Origin of the sequence: Aurantimonas sp. HBX-1, from assembly GCF_021391535.1 — a bacterium.
In the GTDB taxonomy this organism is placed as follows: domain Bacteria; phylum Pseudomonadota; class Alphaproteobacteria; order Rhizobiales; family Rhizobiaceae; genus Aurantimonas.
The window spans coordinates 1,751,378-1,771,710 of the sequence record NZ_CP090066.1 but is presented as its reverse complement, the minus strand read 5'-3'; the positions used below and the strand labels follow the sequence as shown (position 1 = coordinate 1,771,710).

The 20,333-nt window shown below is 67.3% G+C and carries 16 protein-coding genes; 3 read left to right on the top strand and 13 right to left on the bottom strand.

Annotated elements, in window-relative coordinates:
* Nucleotides 1-163: 163 nt before the first annotated feature.
* On the bottom strand, nucleotides 164-1,531 hold the full coding sequence (locus LXB15_RS08390) for a PleD family two-component system response regulator (RefSeq protein ID WP_233952376.1): 1,368 nt from the start codon (nucleotides 1,529-1,531) through the stop codon (nucleotides 164-166).
* Between the two features lie 8 nt (nucleotides 1,532-1,539).
* On the bottom strand, nucleotides 1,540-1,911 hold the full coding sequence (locus LXB15_RS08385; RefSeq protein WP_233952374.1) for a response regulator: 372 nt from the start codon (nucleotides 1,909-1,911) through the stop codon (nucleotides 1,540-1,542).
* A 117-nt stretch (nucleotides 1,912-2,028) separates the two neighbouring features.
* Between LXB15_RS08385 and LXB15_RS08380 the strand changes: the two genes are divergently transcribed.
* The 3 genes from LXB15_RS08380 (at nucleotide 2,029) to LXB15_RS08370 (ending at nucleotide 4,444) form a co-directional block, all read left to right on the top strand.
* A complete protein-coding gene (locus LXB15_RS08380) occupies nucleotides 2,029-2,334 on the top strand; it encodes a DUF3572 domain-containing protein (protein ID WP_233952371.1) in 306 nt (101 codons plus the stop codon).
* Nucleotides 2,331-3,017, top strand: a complete 687-nt coding sequence (locus LXB15_RS08375) for a hypothetical protein (RefSeq protein ID WP_233952369.1) — start codon at nucleotides 2,331-2,333, stop codon at nucleotides 3,015-3,017. The genes LXB15_RS08380 and LXB15_RS08375 overlap by 4 nt, the downstream gene beginning before the upstream one ends.
* A gap of 74 nt (nucleotides 3,018-3,091) precedes the next feature.
* Nucleotides 3,092-4,444 carry a DNA polymerase IV gene (locus LXB15_RS08370; protein ID WP_233952367.1) on the top strand — a complete coding sequence of 451 codons (1,353 nt, stop codon included), beginning with the start codon at nucleotides 3,092-3,094 and terminating at the stop codon, nucleotides 4,442-4,444.
* Between the two features lie 45 nt (nucleotides 4,445-4,489).
* On the opposite strand, the gene dnaE is transcribed toward LXB15_RS08370, so the two are convergent.
* From dnaE to nuoL, 11 genes are all read right to left on the bottom strand, one after another.
* Nucleotides 4,490-7,960 carry a DNA polymerase III subunit alpha gene (gene dnaE, locus LXB15_RS08365; protein WP_233952366.1) on the bottom strand — a complete coding sequence of 1,157 codons (3,471 nt, stop codon included), beginning with the start codon at nucleotides 7,958-7,960 and terminating at the stop codon, nucleotides 4,490-4,492.
* A gap of 385 nt (nucleotides 7,961-8,345) precedes the next feature.
* Entirely contained in the window at nucleotides 8,346-9,038 is a 693-nt protein-coding gene (locus tag LXB15_RS08360) for an ABC transporter ATP-binding protein (RefSeq protein WP_233952365.1), read from the bottom strand.
* Nucleotides 9,038-10,264, bottom strand: a complete 1,227-nt coding sequence (locus LXB15_RS08355; protein WP_233953094.1) for a lipoprotein-releasing ABC transporter permease subunit — start codon at nucleotides 10,262-10,264, stop codon at nucleotides 9,038-9,040. The genes LXB15_RS08360 and LXB15_RS08355 overlap by 1 nt, the downstream gene beginning before the upstream one ends.
* Before the next feature lie 74 nt (nucleotides 10,265-10,338).
* Nucleotides 10,339-11,661 carry a proline--tRNA ligase gene (gene proS, locus LXB15_RS08350; RefSeq protein WP_233952364.1) on the bottom strand — a complete coding sequence of 441 codons (1,323 nt, stop codon included), beginning with the start codon at nucleotides 11,659-11,661 and terminating at the stop codon, nucleotides 10,339-10,341.
* Nucleotides 11,662-12,151: 490 nt separating this feature from the next.
* Nucleotides 12,152-12,418 carry a DUF1467 family protein gene (locus LXB15_RS08345; RefSeq protein WP_233953093.1) on the bottom strand — a complete coding sequence of 89 codons (267 nt, stop codon included), beginning with the start codon at nucleotides 12,416-12,418 and terminating at the stop codon, nucleotides 12,152-12,154.
* A 2-nt stretch (nucleotides 12,419-12,420) separates the two neighbouring features.
* Entirely contained in the window at nucleotides 12,421-12,825 is a 405-nt protein-coding gene (gene mce / locus LXB15_RS08340) for a methylmalonyl-CoA epimerase (protein WP_233952363.1), read from the bottom strand.
* 9 nt (nucleotides 12,826-12,834) lie between these two features.
* On the bottom strand, nucleotides 12,835-14,448 hold the full coding sequence (locus LXB15_RS08335) for a ribonuclease J (RefSeq protein ID WP_233953092.1): 1,614 nt from the start codon (nucleotides 14,446-14,448) through the stop codon (nucleotides 12,835-12,837).
* Between the two features lie 120 nt (nucleotides 14,449-14,568).
* A complete protein-coding gene (locus LXB15_RS08330; protein WP_233952360.1) occupies nucleotides 14,569-15,366 on the bottom strand; it encodes a biotin--[acetyl-CoA-carboxylase] ligase in 798 nt (265 codons plus the stop codon).
* A 2-nt stretch (nucleotides 15,367-15,368) separates the two neighbouring features.
* A complete protein-coding gene (gene nuoN / locus LXB15_RS08325; protein ID WP_233952357.1) occupies nucleotides 15,369-16,811 on the bottom strand; it encodes an NADH-quinone oxidoreductase subunit NuoN in 1,443 nt (480 codons plus the stop codon).
* A 19-nt stretch (nucleotides 16,812-16,830) separates the two neighbouring features.
* Nucleotides 16,831-18,339, bottom strand: coding sequence for an NADH-quinone oxidoreductase subunit M (locus LXB15_RS08320; protein WP_233952354.1), 1,509 nt, complete (start codon nucleotides 18,337-18,339; stop codon nucleotides 16,831-16,833).
* On the bottom strand, nucleotides 18,339-20,327 hold the full coding sequence (nuoL, locus tag LXB15_RS08315; protein ID WP_233952352.1) for an NADH-quinone oxidoreductase subunit L: 1,989 nt from the start codon (nucleotides 20,325-20,327) through the stop codon (nucleotides 18,339-18,341). Before nuoL ends, LXB15_RS08320 begins: the two co-directional genes overlap by 1 nt.
* Nucleotides 20,328-20,333: the final 6 nt, after the last annotated feature.

Genomic DNA, 20,333 nt, shown 5'->3' with positions numbered 1-20,333 from the left:
GCATTCCATGGGGTAGCTGTGGAGATCGCGGGTTGTCCCTTGACCCTGGAATACGAGGTGAGCCTCGCTCAGAACCGATTCGAATGCAACGATATTGCTCGCATTCGCGTGTGAACTTTAAGCAATGGTTAAGAGGCGCGCCGCAGCGGCCAGCGGTCCGGACTCAGGCGGCGCGCTGGACTTCGACACGGTTGCGCCCTGCCCGCTTGGCGGCATAGAGCGCCGCGTCCGCGCGCTTCAGCAGCGACTGGGCATCGTCGCGGCCAGGCTCGAACACCGCCAGGCCTTCGCTGACCGTGACCACGATCGAGTTCCCGTCGATGACGAACGGCCTCTCGCAGACGCTCTGCCGGATCCGCTCGGCGATGCCGACCGCCGTCTGGGCGTCCGCCTCGATCATCAGGATGGCGAATTCCTCGCCGCCGAACCGACAGGCAAGGTCGCTGGACCTCAGACAATGCGACAGGCGGGTCGCGAACTCCTGGAGCACCCGGTCCCCCGCGTCGTGCCCCCAATTGTCGTTGATGCGCTTGAAATGGTCGATGTCGGCCATCAGCAGCGCAAACCCCGCACCGGTGTCCTGCGCCGCCGCGACGGCGCGTGCCATGTGGGTTTCGAGGAAACGGCGGTTGTGCAGGCCGGTGAGCGGATCGGACACCGCCAGCTGGATGGTCCGCTGCACCGAATGGCGCAGCCCGTCGTCGTAGCGCTTGCGCCGGATCTGCGTCCTTACCCGGGCCACGAGCTCGTTGCGGTCGATCGGCCGGTGGATGTAGTCGTTGCCGCCGAGTTCGAGCGCGCGTGCGAGCCGTGCCTCGTTGTCCGGCCGGGCGCTGGCGAGGATCGGGGTGAGCCGGCTGGCCTCGTTGGTGCGAAGCTGCGAGATCAGCCGCAGCGGATCGACGCCGGTTCCGTCCATGTCGATCATCAGCACGTCGGCAACCCCGACCGCGGCCGTGTCGCCGAAACGCGCCGCGTCGTCGACGATGTCGACGGACGCAATTCCCCTCAGGTGACGGCGGACGCGCTGTCCGTGCTCGGCCGACTCGCTGAACAGCAGCACATGCGGCGGCGGCTCGAGGAGATCCGGCCGAAAATGCGTATCCGCCGCCATCAGGCTGACCGCGGTCTCGGCACGGCGCCGCAACTCGTCGGTGACGAATTTCAGCCGCGTCAGGCTGCGGACGCGGGAAAACAGCGCGAGATCGCGCACCGGCTTGGTGAGGAAGTCGTCGGCGCCGGCCTCGAGCCCGGTCAGCCGGTCCGATGCCTGGTCGAGCGCGGTGATCAGGACGACCGGCAGGTGGGTGGTGCGGGGATCGGCCTTCAGCCGGCGGCAGACCTCGAACCCGTCCATCCCGGGCATCATGACGTCGAGAAGCACCAGGTCGACCGTCTCCTCCTGGCAGATCCGCAGCGCCTCCACGCCATTCGTCGCCGTGACGACCTGGTAGTATTCCGCCGTCAGACGCGCTTCGAGCAGCTTCAGGTTCAGCTCGATGTCGTCGACGAGGAGGATGCGGGCCGTCATGACTAAACTCAGCCCTCGCCCAGGAACGAGCGGATCGTCTCGATGAACTTCACCACCGAGATCGGCTTGGAGATGTAGGCCTCGCAGCCTCCCTCGCGGATGCGCTCCTCGTCGCCCTTCATGGCGAAGGCGGTCACCGCGATGATCGGGATCTTGAACAGCTCCGGATCGCTCTTCAGCTGCCGGGTGACGTCGAGCCCGGAGATCTCGGGCAGCTGGATATCCATCAGGATCAGGTCGGGCCGGTGCTCGCGGGCCAGGTCCACGGCGGTCAGCCCGCTGCGCGTCTGCACCGTGGCGTAGCCGTGCGCCTCGATGAGGTCACGGAAGAGCTTCATGTTGAGCTCGTTGTCTTCAACGATCATCACGGTCTTGGCCATGGGGCACTCCTCGCCTCGACCCTCAGCTGGTCTTCGGCTATCCAGGATCTGTTCTAGCGGAAACTGATTTAAGAAGTGGGAATCGGTCGGTTGCGGTCTCTTAACGATAACAATCGGTTGCAGCGGCCCTCCCGCCAAGCCCCGATCGGTCGCGAGGCCGCTGATTCCATTGCGGTTCAGGCGCTCGGCTTCATCGCCGCAGACCGGCCGCTGCTCGACCGCTTCCTCGCGGTGACCGGCATCAACGTCGCCGAACTGCGCGCCGCGGCGGCAACGCCCGGCTTCCTTGCCGGCGTCCTCGACTTCGTCCTGGCGCACGAGCCGACTCTCATGGCCTTCGCCGCCGACCAGTCGCTCGACCCGGCCAGCGTGGCTGCGGCACGGGAGGCGCTCGCCGACAATTTCGGCGCGCCGGAGCGATGAGCCGACGCAACGTGACCGAGGGGCCGAGCGTCGACGAGATTGCGCAGTCGCACGAGGCGCTGCTCGTCCTCGACATCGACGAGGTCGTGCTCGAGTTCATCGCGCCTTTCGAGGCGCTGCTTGCCGAATACGGGGCACGCCTGCACGCCGACAGCTTTCGCCTCACCGGCAATGTCCGCTCGCTCGCCACCGGCACGGCGCTAGCCGGCTCGGAGCTCGACCGCATGACGATGCGGCTCTACGAGGAGCAGGACGTCCGCCAGAAGGCGGTGTCGGGTGCCGTGGAATCGCTCGCGCGCCTCTCCGCGGTCGCCGACATCGTCTTCCTGACGGCGATGACGCCCTCCTACTACCCGCAGCGCCGGGCACTGCTCGACCGCGAAGGCCTCGCCTTCCCGATGATCGCGACGGAACGCTCCAAGGGCGCCGTCGTCGCCGAACTCGGGGACCGCTGGACTGGACCGCTGATCTTCGCCGATGACCTGCCGCCCAACCTCGTGTCGGTGCGGCGGAGCTTTCCGACCGCCCATCTCATTCACCTGATGGCCAACGAGGCCTTCCGCCCGCATCTGCCGCCGCTGCCGACCGGCGTGCTCGCCGCCGCCGACTGGGCCGAAGCCGAATCGATGATCAGGGCGATCCTCGGCGCGGACGGGCTGCGCGAACGCCAGGCCGCGCACTAGGCCGGGACGCAACCCAGATTTCCCTCCCTGGGCGGGTGGACTATCCTCGGCTTCAGCCAGCCCCCGAGTCGATTATGTCCGCTCCGTCATCCTCCTTGCGCTTCTGCCGGGACTGCCTCGTCCGCCAGGGCGCTGCCGGGCGGCGCTGCGCATTCTGCGGCAGCCCGCGTGTCGCGGATCACCCCGAACTCGCCGACCTCGCCATCGCGCATCTCGACTGCGACGCGTTCTATGCCAGCGTCGAGAAGCGGGACCGGCCGGAGCTTCGCGACAGGCCGGTGATCATCGGCGGCGGCCAGCGCGGCGTGGTGTCGACCGCCTGCTATATCGCGCGCATCCGCGGCGTGCGCTCCGCCATGCCGATGTTCAAGGCGCTGCAGCTCTGCCCCGACGCCGTGGTGCTGCCGCCGGACATGGCGAAATATGCCGGCGTCGGCCGCGAGGTGCGGGCGATGATGCTGGCGGTGACCCCGCTGGTCGAGCCACTGTCGATCGACGAGGCGTTCCTCGACCTGTCCGGCACCGAGCGCCTGCACGGCGAGCCGGCGGCGATGACCCTTGCTCGCCTCGCCGCGCGCGTCGAGAAGGAGCTCGGGATAACCGTCTCGATCGGCCTGTCGCACAACAAGTTTCTGGCCAAGGTGGCGAGCGACCTCGAGAAGCCGCGCGGCTTCTCGGTCATCGGCCGGCAGGAGACCCTCGCCTTTCTCGCCGACAAGCCGGTGACGAAGATCTGGGGCGTCGGCGGCGCCATGGAGCGCTCGCTCGCCGGCGACGGAATCACCAGCATCGGCCAGCTGCAGACCATGGACGAGGCCGGGCTGATGCGGCGCTATGGCCAGATGGGCCAGCGGCTGTACCGGCTGTCGCGCGGCATCGACACGCGAAAGGTCGATCCGCGCAGCGAGATGAAGAGCATCTCGGCCGAGACCACCTTCAACAGCGACCTGTCCGCCGCCGGCGACCTGGTGCCGCTGCTGCGCGCCCTCAGCGAGAAGGTGGCACGGCGGCTGAAGGCCACCGACCTTTCGGCGACGACCATCGTCCTGAAACTGAAGAGCGCCGATTTCCGCATCCGGACGCGCAACTTCAAGCTCGGCCAGCCGACCCGCCTCGCCGACCGGATCTTCGCCACGGGCCGCATGCTGCTGGAGAGGGAAATCGATGGCACGCGCTTCCGGCTCATCGGCATCGGCTGCTCGGACTTCCACCCGGCGGCGATGGCCGATCCCGACGATCTCGTCGATCCGGGCGCGGCCAAGCGCGCCAGGGCGGAAGCGGCGCTCGACCGGCTGCGCGACCGCTTCGGCCAGGACGCCATCGAGACCGGCTACACTTTCGGCCGCACCGCGCGCCGGCACGTCGCGACCTCCGGCACCAAGCGTTCGACGCCGGTCGAGGAAGCGGACGGCGAGGACGCGGTCTGACGCTGAGCCGCGACCGCTCCGCCCAGCCCGTTCCCTCGCGGCTGCCTACAGCAGTTCGACGTCGAGCACGCCGGGTGCCGCCTTTACCGCGCTCGCCATCTGCGGCGAGACCCGGTAGCGGCCCGGCAGCGTGATCTCCACCTCGCGCTCGCCGGCGTCGCGCACCAGGATCACCGAGACCTCGCTGTCGCCGTCCGTCTGCAGCTGGCTGCGGACCAGTTGCAGGGGCGCCGCGTCGCGCACGAAGATGCGCAGCGCCTTCTGCATGCGCACCGCCTCGTCCTCCAGCGACTGCACCGACTGGACGCGCAGCGAGATGCCCTCCGGGCGCTCCTCGGCGGAGACGGTGACGATCACCGAGGCGCCGGGCTCCAGCATGTCGCGGAAGGCGTAGAGCACCTCGGAGAACAGGACGACCTCGTACTGGCCGCTCGGGTCGGAGAGCTGGACGATGCCGATCTTGCCGCCGGTCCGCGTCTTGCGCTCCTGGCGGGATGTGACCGTGCCGGCGAGCTTGCCGGCGCTGGCACCGCGCTTCACCCCGGCGGTGACCTCGGCGTGGGTCTGGACGCGCAGGCGCTTCAGCGTCGCCTTGTACTCGTCGAGCGGGTGGGCGGAGATGTAGAAGCCGATCGCCTGGAACTCGCGCAGCAGCTTTTCCGAGGAGGTCCAGAGCGGTGCCGGGTTGAGCCGCAGCGGCTCCGGCGCGTCGCCCGCCGAGCCGAACATGTCGTGCTGGCCGGAGGTGCGTCCCTCGTGCACCCGCATCGCGTAGGAGGCCATCAGCTCGATATTGGCCGTCAGCACCGCCCGGTCATGGCCGAAGCAGTCGAGGGCGCCGGCGGCGATCAGGAACTCCAGCGTCCGCTTGTTGACGATCTTCGGGTCGATCCGGGCGCAGAAATCCTCCAGCGAGGCGTAGCGCCCCTCGCCCCGCCGCTCGACGATGTGCTCGACCGCCTGCTCGCCGATGCCCTTGATCGCCGCGAGCGCGTAGAAGATCCGGTTCTCCCCCACCTCGAACGCCTTGTGCGAAGTCTGGACCGACGGCGCCACGACGGTAATTCCGAGGCGCTGCGCGTCCATGCGGAAATCGTTGAGCTTGTCGGTGTTGCCGCAATCGAGCGTCATCGACGCGGCGAGGAACTCGACCGGATGGTTCGCCTTGAGATAGGCCGTCTGGTAGGCGATCAGCGCATAGGCCGCCGCGTGGCTCTTGTTGAAGCCGTAGTCGGCGAACTTGGCGAGCAGATCGAAGATCATGTTCGCATGGGCTTTTTCGAGCCCGTTGGCGACGGCGCCCTCGACGAAGCGCACCCGCTGCTGGTCCATCTCGGCGCGGATCTTCTTGCCCATCGCGCGGCGCAAGAGATCGGCTTCGCCGAGCGAGTAGCCGGCCAGGACCTGGGCGATCTGCATCACCTGTTCCTGGTAGATGATGACGCCCTGCGTCTCCTTGAGGATCGGCACGATCTTCTCGTGGATGACGTCGACTTCCTCGTCGCCGTGCTTGCGGGCGTTGTAGGTCGGGATGTTCTCCATCGGGCCCGGCCGGTAGAGCGCGACGAGGGCGATGATGTCCTCGAAGCGGTCGGGCCGCATGCCGATCAGCGCCTTGCGCATGCCGACCGATTCCACCTGGAACACCCCGACGGTCTCGCCGCGGGTCAGCATCTCGTAGCTCTTGGCGTCGTCGAGCGGGATCGCGGCGAGATCGATCACGATGCCCTTGCGGGCGATCAGCGCCACCGCCTTCTGCAGCGTCGTCAGCGTCTTCAGGCCGAGGAAGTCGAACTTCACCAGGCCCGCCGGCTCCACCCACTTCATGTTGTACTGGGTGACCGGCATGTCGGAACGCGGATCGCGGTACATCGGCACCAGCTTCGACAGCGGCCGGTCGCCGATGACGATGCCGGCGGCGTGCGTCGAGGCGTGGCGGTAGAGCCCCTCGAGCTTCAGCGCGATGGAGATCAGCCGGTCGACGACCTCCTCCTTCTCGCGCGCTTCCTGCAGCCGCGGCTCCTCGACCAGCGCCTGCGCCAGCGTCACCGGGTTGGCCGGGTTCTGCGGCACCAGCTTGCAGAGCTTGTCGACATGGCCATAGGACATTTCGAGCACGCGCCCGACGTCGCGCAGCACGGCGCGCGCCTGCAGCGTTCCGAAGGTGATGATCTGCCCGACCTGGTCGCGGCCGTATTTCTCCTGGACGTAGCGGATGACCTCCTCGCGCCGGTCCTGGCAAAAGTCGATGTCGAAATCCGGCATCGACACGCGGTCCGGGTTGAGGAAGCGCTCGAACAGCAGCGAGAAGCGCAGCGGGTCGAGATCGGTGATGGTCAGCGAATAGGCGACCAACGAGCCCGCGCCGGAACCACGGCCCGGACCGACCGGGATGCCCTGCGCCTTGGCCCATTTGATGAAGTCCGCGACGATCAGGAAGTAGCCGGGGAACTTCATCCGTTCGATGATGGTCAGCTCGAAGTCGAGCCGGGCCTGGTAGGTCTCGGCGCTCTCGCCCGGGGCGAGCCCCAGCGTCGCCAGGCGCATCTCCAGGCCCTCGAAGGCCTGCCGGCGCAGCTCCTGGACCTCGGCCGCGTCGGCTTCGGTCGGGTCGGCATCGGCACCGGCGAAACGCGGCAGGATCGGCGCGCGGGTGCGCGGCCGGTAGGAGCAGCGGCGGGCGATCTCGATCGTGTTCTGCAGCGCTTCCGGCAGATCGGCGAAGAGCACCGCCATCTCGCCCTGCGTCTTCAGGCAGTGGTCGCGCGACAGCCGGCGGCGGTCCTCCTGGCTGACCAGCCGGTTGCTGGCCACCGCAAGCAGCGCGTCATGCGCGTCGAAATCGTCCGGGCAGTAGAAGAACGGCTCGTTGGTCGCCACCAGCGGCAACGCCAGCTCGTAGGCGAGTTCGATGGTTTCCGCCTCGACCCGGCGGCTGCGCCCCTCCTGGCGCTGCAGCTCGACATAGAGCCGGTCGCCGAAGGCGGCCGCGAGCCGCTCCAGCCTGGCGCGGGCGAGAGCGCCCCGATCGGTGGCGAGCGCTAGGCCGATCGGCCCGAGCGGGCCGCCGGTGAGGCAGATGACGTCGTCAGAACGCGCCTCGATCCATTCGATCGGCACGTGCGGACGCTGCGTGTCGGGGTGGCCGAGATAGGCCAGCGAGACGATCTCGACGAGATTGGCGTAGCCCGCCTCGCTCGTCGCGATGAGCACCAGCGGCGCCATCGGCAGGGCGTTCCGGTCGCCGCGCCCGCCCCGTCCCTCGGTGACCGTATCGCCGAAGTCGACGTCGAGCTGGCACCCGACGATCGGCTGCAGCCCGGCCTTCGCTGCCTTCTCCGAGAACTCCAGCGCCCCGAAGAGATTGTTGGTGTCGGCGATGCCGATCGCCGGCGCCGCGTCGCCGATCGCGAACTTGATGATCTGGTCGAGCTTCAGCGCGCCTTCCAGCAGCGAATAGGCGCTGTGCACCCGCAGATGGATGAAGCGCGGGCTGTCACCGATGGGTTCGCTCATCCTTGGGGCTCCTCCGCCGACCGCCCCGGAGACTCCACCCGAAAGGGGCCGGCTCCGTCGCGGTTCGCTCGCAGGCAGTCCTATCCCTCCGGCCGGCGGCCGTTAAGGGCAACCGGCATCCCGTCCCCAGGAAAGCGCCGGTCAGACCGCGTGGACGAGCAGGGTGAGGCTGAACACGAAACCGGACATGGCGGCCAGCGAGAGGAGGTCCTTGGCGAAATCGAGCATTTTCGTTCCCTCAATGTTCTATGTTCGCCATTTGTTCCTATCGTAAGGGCAATGTCAAGCCCGCCGCGCGCGACGGCGTGGCCAAGCGCGCGGTGGTATGATTCAGCGAGTTTGGGAATGGCCTGAAGGGCCGGCCGCGTCGGCAGCCGGCCGGGTTTCAGGCGAAGCGGTGCGGCACGATGCGCCCGTGCTCGATGGTGATCGAGCGGTCCATGCGCGCCGCCAGCTCGTGGTTGTGCGTGGCGATCAGCGCTGCGACGCCGGACTGGCGGACCAGGGCGGTGAGCGCATCGAAGACGTAGCCGGCGGTCGTCGGATCGAGATTGCCGGTCGGCTCGTCGGCGAGCAGCACATGCGGCGAGTTGGCGACGGCGCGGGCGATCGCCACGCGCTGCTGCTCGCCGCCCGACAGTTCGGCCGGACGATGCAGCGCCCGCTTGCCGATCCGCATGTAGTCCAGCAGCTCCTGGGCGCGGGCCTTTGCGTCGGCGCGGCCGAGGCCGAGGATCATCTGCGGCAGCATGACGTTCTCGATGGCGGAGAATTCCGGCAGCAGATGGTGGAACTGGTAGACGAAGCCGATCGACCGGCGCCGCATCTGGGTGCGTCGGTCGTCGCCGAGGCTGCCGCAGGCTTCGCCGCCGACATAGACCTCGCCCGTGTCCGGGCGTTCCAGCAGCCCGGCAATGTGCAGGAGGGTCGACTTGCCCGCGCCAGACGGCGCGACCAGCGCGATCATCTCGCCGGCGCGCACTTCCACCTCGGCCCCGTCGAGGATCGTGAGCTTGCCCTCGCCTTCCTTGAAATGTCGACCGACCGCTTCGAGCCGCAGCGCAACGTTGTCCGTCATCATTCGTACCGCAATGCCTCGACCGGATCGAGCCGGGACGCCTGCCAGGACGGCAGGATCGTCGCGACGAAGGAGAGGCCCACTGCCATCAGCACGACCAGCACGACCTCGGAGGCGTCGATCTCCGCCGGCAGCTGGCTGAGGAAGTAGAATTCCGGGTTGAACAGCGTCGTGCCGGAGAGCCAGGAGAAGAACAGCCGGATGTTCTCGATGTTCAGGCAGAAGGCCGTGCCGAGGATGAGGCCGGCGAGCGTGCCGGCCAGCCCGATCGACGCGCCGGTGATCAGGAACACCCGCATCACCGCGCCCTTGGTGGCGCCCATGGTGCGCAGGATGGCGATGTCCCGTCCCTTGTCCTTCACCAGCATGAACAGGCCGGAGATGATGTTCAGGGCCGCGACGAGGATGATCAGCGTCAGGATGATGAACATGACGTTGCGCTCGACCTGGAGCGCGGAGAAGAACGACTCGTTCTGCGTCTGCCAGGTGACGGTGTAGACCGGGCGCTGCGCCGCCGCCTCGATCTGCGGCTGCAGCGCCTGCACCTTGTCGGGATCGTCGACGAACAGCTCGATCGACTGGGCCTGCTCCTCCTGGTTGAAGAACAGCTGGGCCTCGGTCAGCGGCATGTAGACATAGGCCGCGTCGTATTCCGACAGGCCGATCTCGAAGATCGCCTTGACCGGATAGGCCTTGACCCGCGGCGTCGTGCCGAGCGGCGTGACGTCGCCCTCCGGCGAGACGAGGGTGATGTTGTCGTCGAGCCGCAGCCCGAGCGCCTCGGCGAGACGGATGCCGATGGCGACGCCGCCGCTGGTGTCGAAATCGGCCAGCGTTCCCTGGCGGATATTTTCCGAGATCGGCGCCAGCTCGTCGAGGTCGGCCGCCCGCACGCCCTTCACCAGCGCGCCCGTGCTGGTCGTGGCGGGGCCGGAGGCGAGCACCTGGCCCTGCACCAGCGGCATGGCGAAATCGACGCCCGGAACCGCTGCCACCCGTTGGGCCACGACGTCGAAGTCCCTGAGCGGCTGGTCGATCGGGTAGAGGATGACGTGGCCGTTGACGCCGAGGATGCGGGTCAGCAGCTCGCCGCGGAAGCCGTTCATCACCGACATGACGATGATCAGCGCCGCGACGCCGAGCATGATGCCGATGAAGGAGAAGCCGGCGATCACCGAGACGCCGGCATCGCGCCGGCGGGCGCGGAGGTAGCGCCCGGCGATCATCCACTCGAATCGAGAGAAGGGCCGCGTCGAGCCGCGCTTCTGCCCCGACGCCGCCGGTGCCAGCGTCGCTTCGGTCAAGTCAGCACCCGGGCGAGGACCGAGGCGATCGGCAGGGTCTCGCGCTCGCCGCTCGCCCGGTCCTTGATCTCGGCCTCGCCCGCCTTGGCGCCGCGCGGGCCGACGATCAGCTGCAGCGGCAGGCCGATGAGGTCCATGGTGGCGAATTTCGCGCCGGCGCGGGTCTCCTGGTCGTCGTAGAGCACTTCCACTCCGGCGGCCTCGAGTTGTGCATAGAGCTCGTCGCAGACGCGGTCGCAGTCCGGATCGCCGGGCTTCATGTTGATCAGCCCGACGTCGAACGGCGCCACCGATTTCGGCCAGATGATACCGTTCTCGTCGTGCGACGCCTCGATGATCGCCGCCAGCAGCCGGCTCGGGCCGATCCCGTAGGAGCCCATGTGGACCGGCACGTCCTTGCCGTCCGGTCCGGTGACCACGGCGTTCATCGGCGCGGAATACTTGGTGCCGAAGTGGAAGATGTGGCCCACCTCTATGCCGCGGGCGGCTAGGCGTTCGTCTTCCGGGACGGCGTCCCACGCCGCGGTGTCGTGCATCTCGTCCGTCGCGGCATAAGGCGTCGTCCAGGTGTCGACGATCACCCTCAGGGCGGCCGGATCGCTGAAGTCCACGTCCGCGCCCGGCACCGGCAGTTCCAGATAGTCGCGGTGGCAGAACACTTCGCTCTCGCCGGTGGCGGCGAGGATAATGAATTCGTGGCTGAGGTCGCCGCCGATCGGCCCGGTGTCGGCGCGCATCGGGATTGCCTTCAGGCCGCAGCGCTGGAAGGTCCGCAGATAGGCGACGAACATCCTGTCGTAGGACGTGCGCGCCGATTCGAAGTCGAGATCGAAGGAATAGGCGTCCTTCATCAGGAACTCGCGGCTGCGCATTACGCCGAAGCGCGGCCGGACCTCGTCCCGGAACTTCCACTGGATGTGGTAGAGGTTGAGCGGCAGGTCCTTGTAGGAGCGCACGGACGAGCGGAAGATGTCGGTGACCATCTCCTCGTTGGTCGGACCGAACAGCAGGTCGCGGCCGTGGCGATCCTCGATGCGCAGCATCTCCTTGCCGTAATCGTCATAGCGCCCGCTCTCGCGCCAGAGATCCGCGGACTGGATCGTCGGCATCAGCAATTCGATCGCGCCGGAACGGTCCTGCTCCTCGCGGACGATCTTGCAGACCTTGTCGAGCACCCGCTTGCCCAGCGGCAGGAACGAATAGATGCCTGCGGCCTGCTGCCGGATCATCCCGGCCCGCAGCATCAGCCGATGCGATACGATCTCGGCTTCCTTCGGGGTTTCCTTGAGAATCGGCAGAAAATATCGCGACAGGCGCATGATGAGTCCGGTCAGATCCAGGGTCGGCGGCCACGACGGGCCGCGGAGCCGCCTCATAACCGTTAGACCGGGCAATGGGAAGGCGGGAGGGACGAGGCGGGGGCGGGCCGCAGCACGGGGCCCTGCGGAGCGATCAAAATTTACATCGCCGCAAATTTCGCGTGACAAGCCGCGGCGGTCTGGCTAACGTTCGGCTCCATAAACAAGGCGCCCGTGAGGCGCCGGCTGCGGTCTAGTCTCGGGAGGACGCGATTTCCGGCGCGACATGTCGTCGCAGCCCCGAACAATGTCTTCGGTGTGAAATCCAGGCACGCAAATTCACGATGCAAGGCGAAAGCCTTGCATTTTTTTTGCCCGCAGATCGGCTTTCCCCTCCCCCCGCAGATCGGCTTTCCCCTCCCCCCAACGCGGTCCGGGTTTCGCCCCGCCAGGAAGTCGTCCCGCCAGCAAAGACCGTCTTTTGTCTGTCCGCGGGAACGCCGTGGCCGGCTCAGTTGCCGGGAATGAAGTTCGGGAAGTCGTCCGGGCTGAGGCCCCAGACCTGCGTCACCAGATAGAACGCCGCGAAGATCACGCTGGCCAGCAGTGTCGTCTGCACGAACTTGCGGACCATGCGCGCCTCGGACGGGGCGCCGTGATCGGTGCCGAGCGTCACGTCGTCGTTCTCGATCTGCGAGCGGTGTCCGAGCGGCAGGATGACGAAGAGCGACGTCCACCAGATGATGAAATAGACGGCGAGTGCCGAGATCCAGCCCATGGTCACGCCTGCTCCAGTTCGGTGAGAGTCCCGAACACGTCGCCCGGATGCACGAACAGCACCGGCCTGCCATGCGCTCCGATACGTGGTTCCCCGTCGCCGAGCACCCGCCCGCCCGCGGCCAGGATCTGGTCGCGGGCCGCGCGGATGTCGCTCACTTCGTAGCACACATGATGCATGCCGCCTTTTGGGCTCTTCGCCAGGAAGGCCGCAATGGGCGAATTGTCGCCGAGCGGCTCCAGGAGTTCGATCTTGGTGTTGCCGAGATCCACGAATGCCACTGTCACCCCATGCTCCGGCAAGGCCGACGGTGCGGACACCGTGGCACCGAGCATGGTCCGATAGCGCTCGCTCGCCGCCGCAAGATCCGGCACGGCGAGCGCCACGTGGTTGAGGCGACCGAGCATCGCGCTTCCTCAGGAACGGGTGACGAACACCGTCACGATCGGCTTCTTTCCCCAGGCCTCGAACGCCGCCCCGCGGACCGCGCGGCGCACCGCTTCGGCGACGAGGTCGAGATCCTTGCGCCGGGCCGGCGGGATGCTCTCGACGGCGCCGGCGGCGGCGTCGATCATGATCTCCTCGATCTCCTCGCCGGCGGCGTCGTCCTTCGGCATGCCGAGCGCGACGAGGTCGGGATCCTCGCGCATCTGCAGCTTGCCGGTCAATTCCACCAGCACCGAGACCTGCCCGACATTCGACAGGCGGCGCCGCTCGTTGATGCCCATTTCCTCGGCCGAGCCGATCAGGCGCCCGTCCTTGTAGAGGCGGCCGACCGGGACCTCGTCGATGATCGCCGCAGCGCCCGGCGCGAGACGTACGACGCCGCCATTGCGGACCTGGACGACCTCACGGACGCCGAGCTCGCTCGCCAGTGCCGCGTGGGCGGTGAGGTGCGCAGCCTCGCCATGGGCGGGAATGGCGATCTTCGGACGCACCCATTCGTACATCTGCCGCATCTCGCTGCGCCGCGGATGACCGGAGACGTGCACCAGCTTGGCGCCGTCCTCCAGCACCTCGATGCCGCGTTCGATCAGGGCGTTCTTGATCTCGATGATGCCCTTCTCGTTGCCGGGGATCGAGCGCGAGGAGAAGATCACCAGGTCGCCCTTGGACAGCGACACCGACGGATGCTCGTTGCGCGACAGCCGCGCCAGCGCCGCCCGCGGCTCGCCCTGGCTGCCGGTCAGGATGATCACCGCCTTTTCCGGCGGGATGTACCCGAAATCCTGTTCGCCGAGGAAAGGCGGGATGCCCTCGAGGTAGCCGAGTTCGCCGGCCACGTCGCAGACCCGCCGCATCGAGCGGCCCATCAGCAGGACCTGGCGGCCGGCGTCGCGCGCCGCCGCGGCGATCGAGCGGATACGCCCGACATTGGAGGAGAAGGTGGTTACCGCGACCCGCCCCTTGGCAGCGCGGATGATGTCGCCGAGCGAGGCCGAGACCTCCTTCTCGCTGGGGCTGATGCCTTCGCGCATGGCGTTGGTCGAGTCGGCGATCATCGCCAGCACGCCCTCGTCGCCGATCTCGCGCAGCCGCTTCTCGTCGGTCGGCTTGCCGAGCACCGGCGTCGCGTCGATCTTCCAGTCGCCGGTGTGGACCACCGTTCCGGCGGGCGAGCGGATCGCCAGCGCGACAGGTTCGGGAATCGAATGGGTGACGTTGATCGCCTCGATCTCGAACGGTCCGACCTTGAAGCGATCGCCCGCCGCGAAGATCTCGACCGGGATCTTCGGCGCCCCGGCCTCGCCCTCGCGCTTGGCCGCCAGCAGCGCAGCGGTGAACGCCGTGGCGTAGACCGGCACCTTGTTCAGGCGCGGCCAGAGATCGAGCAGCGCGCCGTAATGGTCCTCATGCGCATGGGTGATGACGATGCCCTTGAGGGCATGCCGCTCCTCTTCGAGGAATCGCGTGTCGGGCAGGATCAGGTCTGCTCCGGGGAAATCCGGTCCGGCGAAGGATACGCCGCAGTCGACCATGATCCACTGGCGGTCTTCCTCGGGACCATAGCCGTAGAGGGCGAGATTCATGCCGATCTCGCCGATGCCGCCTAGCGGCACGAACAGTAGCTCACTCAAGCTGTTTCTTCTTTCGCGTCATGTCACGGCGCGGCAGGGCCGCGCTCGGTGGGTTTCGTTCTCAGTCCAAATTCAACGTGACGGCTGGGCCGCCATGCCGGAGGGCGCCTTTCGGGCATCTGCCTCCAGAAAAAACAGGTCGCCGGCGGAAATCGCCATGCGCGTTTGGTCCTCGCGCAGGAGGATCAGCCGACCCTCCTCGTCGAGCGCCTCGAACCGTCCGGTCAGCGTCCGGTCCGCCATCGCGACCCGGCACACCGCACCGACACCGACGGCGCTCGCCAGCCATTCCCGGCGGACCCTGTCGAAGCCACGCCCGCGATTGAAGCGGCCGAGCGACTCGGCGAGACCCGCGGCAACGGCCGCGAACACGGCATCGAGCGCGAATTCGCCGGCCCCTTCCCGCGCGAGGCTGGTGACCGGATACGGAGCCTCATCGGGTATCAGTGAAACGTTGACCCCGCAACCGATGACCACCGCCATTCGGCCATCCGGCAGGCGTTCGCTCTCCAGCAGGATACCGACCGCCTTGGCGCCGCCGATCAGCACGTCGTTCGGCCATTTCACGGCGACCGTCGCCCGGTCGGGCAGAATTTGGGCCAGACCGTCGCGAATCCCGAGCGAGGCGACCAACGGCAGCTTCGACAGATGCTCCAGCGGTGCCGGGTCGATGGTCAGCAGGCTGGCGTAGAGATTGCCCGGCTCCGAGACCCAGCTGCGCCCCCGCCGGCCCCGGCCCTCCGACTGCCGCTCGGCGGTGACCCAGAGCGGGCCGGGATCGCCGGAGCGGGCGGCTTCCAGCGCCACGCTGTTGGTGGAGGTGACTTCGCCGAGAGCCAGCCGTCGGTGCGCCGAAGAGGTCGCAGCCACCGTCAGAAGAAGGTCCGGGCCGCCGCCTCGGCGGCGGCGAAGATCGGACCGCCGACCAGCAGATAGACCGGGAAGATGAACAGCGCCGAGATGCCGAGCACGACGCGCAGCTCCATCGCCATCGGGACGAAATCCTCCACGGCCTCGTCGAACCACATCACCTTGACGATCCGCAGGTAGTAGTAGAGGCCGACGACGCTGGCGAGAACGCCGATCACCGCGAGCGCGTAGAGCCCGGCCTCGACCGCCGCCATGAACACGAAGTACTTGGCGAAGAACCCGGCGAGCGGCGGCAGGCCTGCCAGCGACAGCATCAGGATGGTCAGGAACAGCGCCATCGCGGGGTTGGTCCTCGACAGGCCGGCGAGATCGTCGATGTCCTCGACCATCCCGTCCCGGCGGCGCATTGCGAGGATCACCGCGAAGGAGCCGAGCGTCATGGCGAGATAGATCGCCATGTAGAGCAGCACGCCCCGCACGCCCTCGGCCGTTCCGGCGGACAGGCCGACCAGCGCGTAGCCCATGTGGCTGATCGACGAGTAGGCCATCAGCCGCTTGATGTTGCGCTGGCCGATGGCGGCGAAAGCCCCGAATGCCATCGAGGCGATCGAGATGAACACCAGCACCTGCTGCCAGTCGACCGAAAGCGGTCCGAAGCCCTGCACGGTGAAGCGGGTCAGCAGCGCCATGGCGGCGACCTTCGGCGCGCCGGCCATGAAGGCCGTGATCGGCGTCGGCGCGCCCTCGTAGACATCCGGCGTCCACATGTGGAACGGCACGGCCGAGATCTTGAAGGCAAGGCCGGCCAGGACGAAGACCAGGCCGACGATGACGCCGAGCGAGCGCTCGCCGCCGGTCACCGCCGCCGCGATCGCATCGAACTCGATCTGCCCGGTAAAGCCGTAGATCAGCGAGGCGCCATAGAGCAGCATGCCCGAGGACAGCGCGCCCAGGACGAAGTATTTCAGGCCCGCCTCGGTCGAGCGGACGGAATCGCGGTTGATCGCCGCCAGGACGTAGATCGCCAGCGACTGCAGCTCGAGCCCGAGATAGAGGCCGATCATGTCCCCCGCCGAGACCATCACCATCATGCCGGTGGTCGACAGGACGATCAGCACCGGGAACTCGAAGCGGTTGAAGCGCTCGCTCTCGGCAAAGCCGACGGACATCACCACCGCCGCCGCCGCGCCGATCAGCACCAGCACCTTCATGAACACGGCAAACGGGTCGAGGATGAAGGAGCCGCCGAAGGCCACGCCGAGCGGCGTCACCAGCACCAGCCACAGGCCGGCGATGATGATCAGCGCCACCGACAGGCCGGTGACGGTCTGGGCGCTCCGCTCCCCGGTGAAGACCCCGATCATCAGCAGCAGCATCGCGCCGACCGCCATGATCAGCTCGGGAGCGACGATCGGAAGGCTCGTGGCCAACATGTCCGAAAGCATAGGCGTTCCGTTCCCGCTGTTACTGCGCCCGAGCGACCGCCGAGGCGGATTCGAGCGCTGCCGTGTAGCCGCTGACCAGATTCTCGACCGAGACGGCAGTCACGTTGAAGACCGGCATCGGATAGACGCCGAAGAAGATGATGAGAGCGACCAGCGGATAGAGCAGCAGCTTCTCACGCCGCGACAGGTCGAGGATCGAGCGCAGGCTCTCCTTCTCCAGCACGCCGTAGATCACCCGGCGGTACAGCCAGAGCGCGTAGGCCGCCGAGAGGATCACGCCGGTGGCGGCGAAGATCGCCACCCACGAGTTCACCTGGAAGACGCCGATCAGCGTCAGGAACTCGCCGACGAAGCCGCTGGTGCCCGGCAGGCCGACATTGGCCATGGTGAAGATCAGCATCACCACCGCGTAGTTCGGCATGCGGCTGACGAGCCCGCCATAGGCCGCGATCTCCCGGGTGTGCATGCGGTCGTAGATGACGCCGACGCAGAGGAACAGCGCGCCGGAGACCAGGCCATGCGAAAGCATCTGGAAGATCGCTCCCTCGACGCCCTGCTGGTTGGCGGCGAAGATGCCCATGGTCACGAAGCCCATGTGCGCCACCGACGAATAGGCGATCAGCTTCTTGATGTCCGTCTGCACCAGCGCGACCAGCGAGGTGTAGATGATCGCGACGACCGACAGCGTGTAGACGAACGGCGCGAAGTCGGCCGAGGCCAGCGGGAACATCGGCAGCGAGAAGCGCAGGAAGCCGTAGCCGCCGAGCTTCAGGAGGATGCCCGCCAGGATCACCGAGCCCGCCGTCGGCGCCTCCACGTGCGCGTCGGGAAGCCACGTGTGGACCGGCCACATCGGCATCTTCACCGCGAAGGAGGCGAAGAAGGCGAACCACAGCCAGGGCTGCATCGATGCCGGGAACTGGTGCGCCAGCAGGTCCGGGATCGAGGTCGTGCCGGCATCCCAGTACATCGCCATGATGGCGACGAGCATCAGCACCGAGCCGAGGAAGGTGTAGAGGAAGAACTTGTAGCTCGCGTAGATCCGCCGCTTGCCGCCCCACACGCCGATGATCAGGAACATCGGGATCAGGCCGCCCTCGAAGAACACGTAGAACAGCACGAGGTCGAGCGCGCAGAACACGCCGATGACCAGCGTCTCCAGCACGAGGAACGCGATCATGTACTCCTTCACCCGGAACTGTACCGACTCGGTGCTGGCGAGGATGCAGATCGGCATCAGGAAGGTCGTAAGGATGACGAACAGCATGGAAATGCCGTCGACGCCCATATGGTAGGTGATGCCGCCGCCCAGCCAGTCGGCCTGCTCGACCATCTGGAAGCCGGCGACGGTCGGGTCGAAATCCACCCAGATCCACAGCGACAGGACGAAGGTGAACGCCGTCGTCCACAGCGCCACCGCACGGATGTTGCGGCGCGCCAGGTCGTTGTCGTCGCGGATGAACAGGATCAGCAGCGCCCCGACCAGCGGCAGGAACGTGACGGTCGAGAGGATCGGCCAGTCGGTCATCAATTGGCTCCCCCGAGCATCGTCCAGGTGACCAGCGCCGCGACGCCGATCAGCATCGCGAAGGCGTAATGGTAGAGATAGCCGGTCTGCAGCCGCACGACCCGGTTGGTCACGTCGAGCACCCGCGCCGAGACGCCGTCAGGCCCCATCCCGTCGATGATCCGCCCGTCGCCCACCCGCCAGAGGATGCGGCCGAGCGCGATCGCCGGGCGGACGAACAGGAAGTTGTAGAGCTCGTCGAAATACCACTTGTTGAGCAGGAACTGGTAGAGGCCGTGATGACGCTCGGCGAGCTGCCGCGGCCGCTCCGGCGAGCGGATGTAGAACAGCCAGGCCAGCGCGAAGCCCACCGCCATCAGCACCGTCGGCAGGATGACGATCCCGAACGATATCTCGTGCATGTCGTGGAGAACGTGGTTCTCCGGCCCGGTGAACAGGGCGCTGAGCCAGAAGGCGTCGTAGCCGCCGTCGATGAAGGCGTCGGCAAAGACGATGCCGGCGAACAGCGCACCGACGGCCAGCACGTAGAGCGGCACGAGCATCACCGGCGGCGATTCATGGATGTGGTGCATGACGTCGGCCGACGCGCGCGGCTTGCCGTGGAAGGTCATGAAGATCAGCCGCCACGAGTAGAAGCTGGTCAGCAGCGCGGCGAACACCGTCATGCCCCAGCCATACATGGCCATGCTGTTGTGGCCGACGAAGGCCGCCTCGATGATCGCGTCCTTGGAGAAATAGCCGGCGGTGAACGGGAAGCCGGTCAGGGCGAGCGTGCCGATCACCATCATCCAGTAGGTCTTCGGGATGTGCTTCCGGAGCCCGCCCATGCGGCGCATGTCCTGCTCGTCGGAGACGGCATGGATCACCGAGCCGGCGCCGAGGAACAGCAGCGCCTTGAAGAAGGCGTGGGTGAACAGGTGGAAGATCGCGACGCTGTAGGCGCCAACGCCGAGCGCCACGAACATGTAGCCGAGCTGCGAACAGGTCGAGTAGGCGATGACGCGCTTGATGTCGTTCTGCACGAGGCCGACCGTCGCCGCGAAGATCGCGGTGGTGGCGCCGACGAAGGTCACGACGGTGAGCGCGGTGTGGCTGAGCTCGAAGAGCGGCGACATGCGTGCGACGAGGAAGACGCCGGCAGTGACCATCGTCGCCGCATGGATCAGCGCCGAGACCGGGGTCGGGCCTTCCATCGCGTCCGGCAGCCAGGTGTGCAGGCCGATCTGGGCCGACTTGCCCATGGCGCCCATGAACAGCAGCAGGCAGACCGTCGTCAGCGCCGCGCCCATGCCGAGCGCGTAGCCGGCGAAGCTCAGCACCGGCTCGCCCACCGCGGTCGCGGCCTCGGCACCCTCCCCGCCCATCTGCGCGGCGAGATCCGCCGCACCCGCGAAGATCGTGTCGAGACTGACCGAGCCGAACAGCACGTAGACGCCGAAGATGCCGAGGACGAAGCCGAAGTCGCCGACGCGGTTGACGACGAAGGCCTTCATCGCGGCGGCGTTGGCCGACGGCTTCTTGTACCAGAAGCCGATCAGCAGATAGGACGCCAGGCCGACGCCCTCCCAGCCGAAGAACATCTGCACGAGATTGTTCGAGGTCACCAGCATCAGCATGGCGAAGGTGAACAGCGACAGATAGGCGAAGAAGCGCGGCCGGTGCGGGTCGTGGTGCATGTAGCCGATCGAGTAGACGTGCACCAAGGCCGAGACGGTGTTGACCACCACCAGCATGACGAGGGTCAGCCGGTCGATCCGCAGCGACCAGTCGACGTCGAGTCCCCCGGACTGAATCCACGTCAGCAGCGGGATGCGCAGCGTCTCGCCCTCGCCGAAGCCGAAGGTGACGAAGGCGAACCACGACAGCGCCGCAGCGACGATCAGGAAGGCCGAGGTGATGTACTCGGCGGCCTTGGCGCCGATGGCGTTGCCGAACAGGCCGGCGACGAGGAAGCCGGCGAGCGGCAGCAGGACGATGATCTGATACACGCTCGA

Coding starts and splice junctions, on each gene's coding strand:
- LXB15_RS08385 (WP_233952374.1), bottom strand. CDS start 1,911: ATGGCCAAGACCGTGATGATCGTTGAAGACAACGAGCTCAACATGAAG.
- dnaE (WP_233952366.1), bottom strand. CDS start 7,960: ATGAGCGAACCCATCGGTGACAGCCCGCGCTTCATCCATCTGCGGGTG.
- LXB15_RS08370 (WP_233952367.1), top strand. CDS start 3,092: ATGTCCGCTCCGTCATCCTCCTTGCGCTTCTGCCGGGACTGCCTCGTC.
- nuoN (WP_233952357.1), bottom strand. CDS start 16,811: ATGCTTTCGGACATGTTGGCCACGAGCCTTCCGATCGTCGCTCCCGAG.
- LXB15_RS08360 (WP_233952365.1), bottom strand. CDS start 9,038: ATGACGGACAACGTTGCGCTGCGGCTCGAAGCGGTCGGTCGACATTTC.
- LXB15_RS08335 (WP_233953092.1), bottom strand. CDS start 14,448: ATGAATCTCGCCCTCTACGGCTATGGTCCCGAGGAAGACCGCCAGTGG.
- LXB15_RS08355 (WP_233953094.1), bottom strand. CDS start 10,264: ATGATCGCCGGGCGCTACCTCCGCGCCCGCCGGCGCGATGCCGGCGTC.
- LXB15_RS08320 (WP_233952354.1), bottom strand. CDS start 18,339: ATGACCGACTGGCCGATCCTCTCGACCGTCACGTTCCTGCCGCTGGTC.
- LXB15_RS08390 (WP_233952376.1), bottom strand. CDS start 1,531: ATGACGGCCCGCATCCTCCTCGTCGACGACATCGAGCTGAACCTGAAG.
- LXB15_RS08345 (WP_233953093.1), bottom strand. CDS start 12,418: ATGGGCTGGATCTCGGCACTCGCCGTCTATTTCATCATCTGGTGGACG.
- LXB15_RS08375 (WP_233952369.1), top strand. CDS start 2,331: ATGAGCCGACGCAACGTGACCGAGGGGCCGAGCGTCGACGAGATTGCG.
- mce (WP_233952363.1), bottom strand. CDS start 12,825: ATGCTCGGTCGCCTCAACCACGTGGCGCTCGCCGTGCCGGATCTTGCG.
- proS (WP_233952364.1), bottom strand. CDS start 11,661: ATGCGCCTGTCGCGATATTTTCTGCCGATTCTCAAGGAAACCCCGAAG.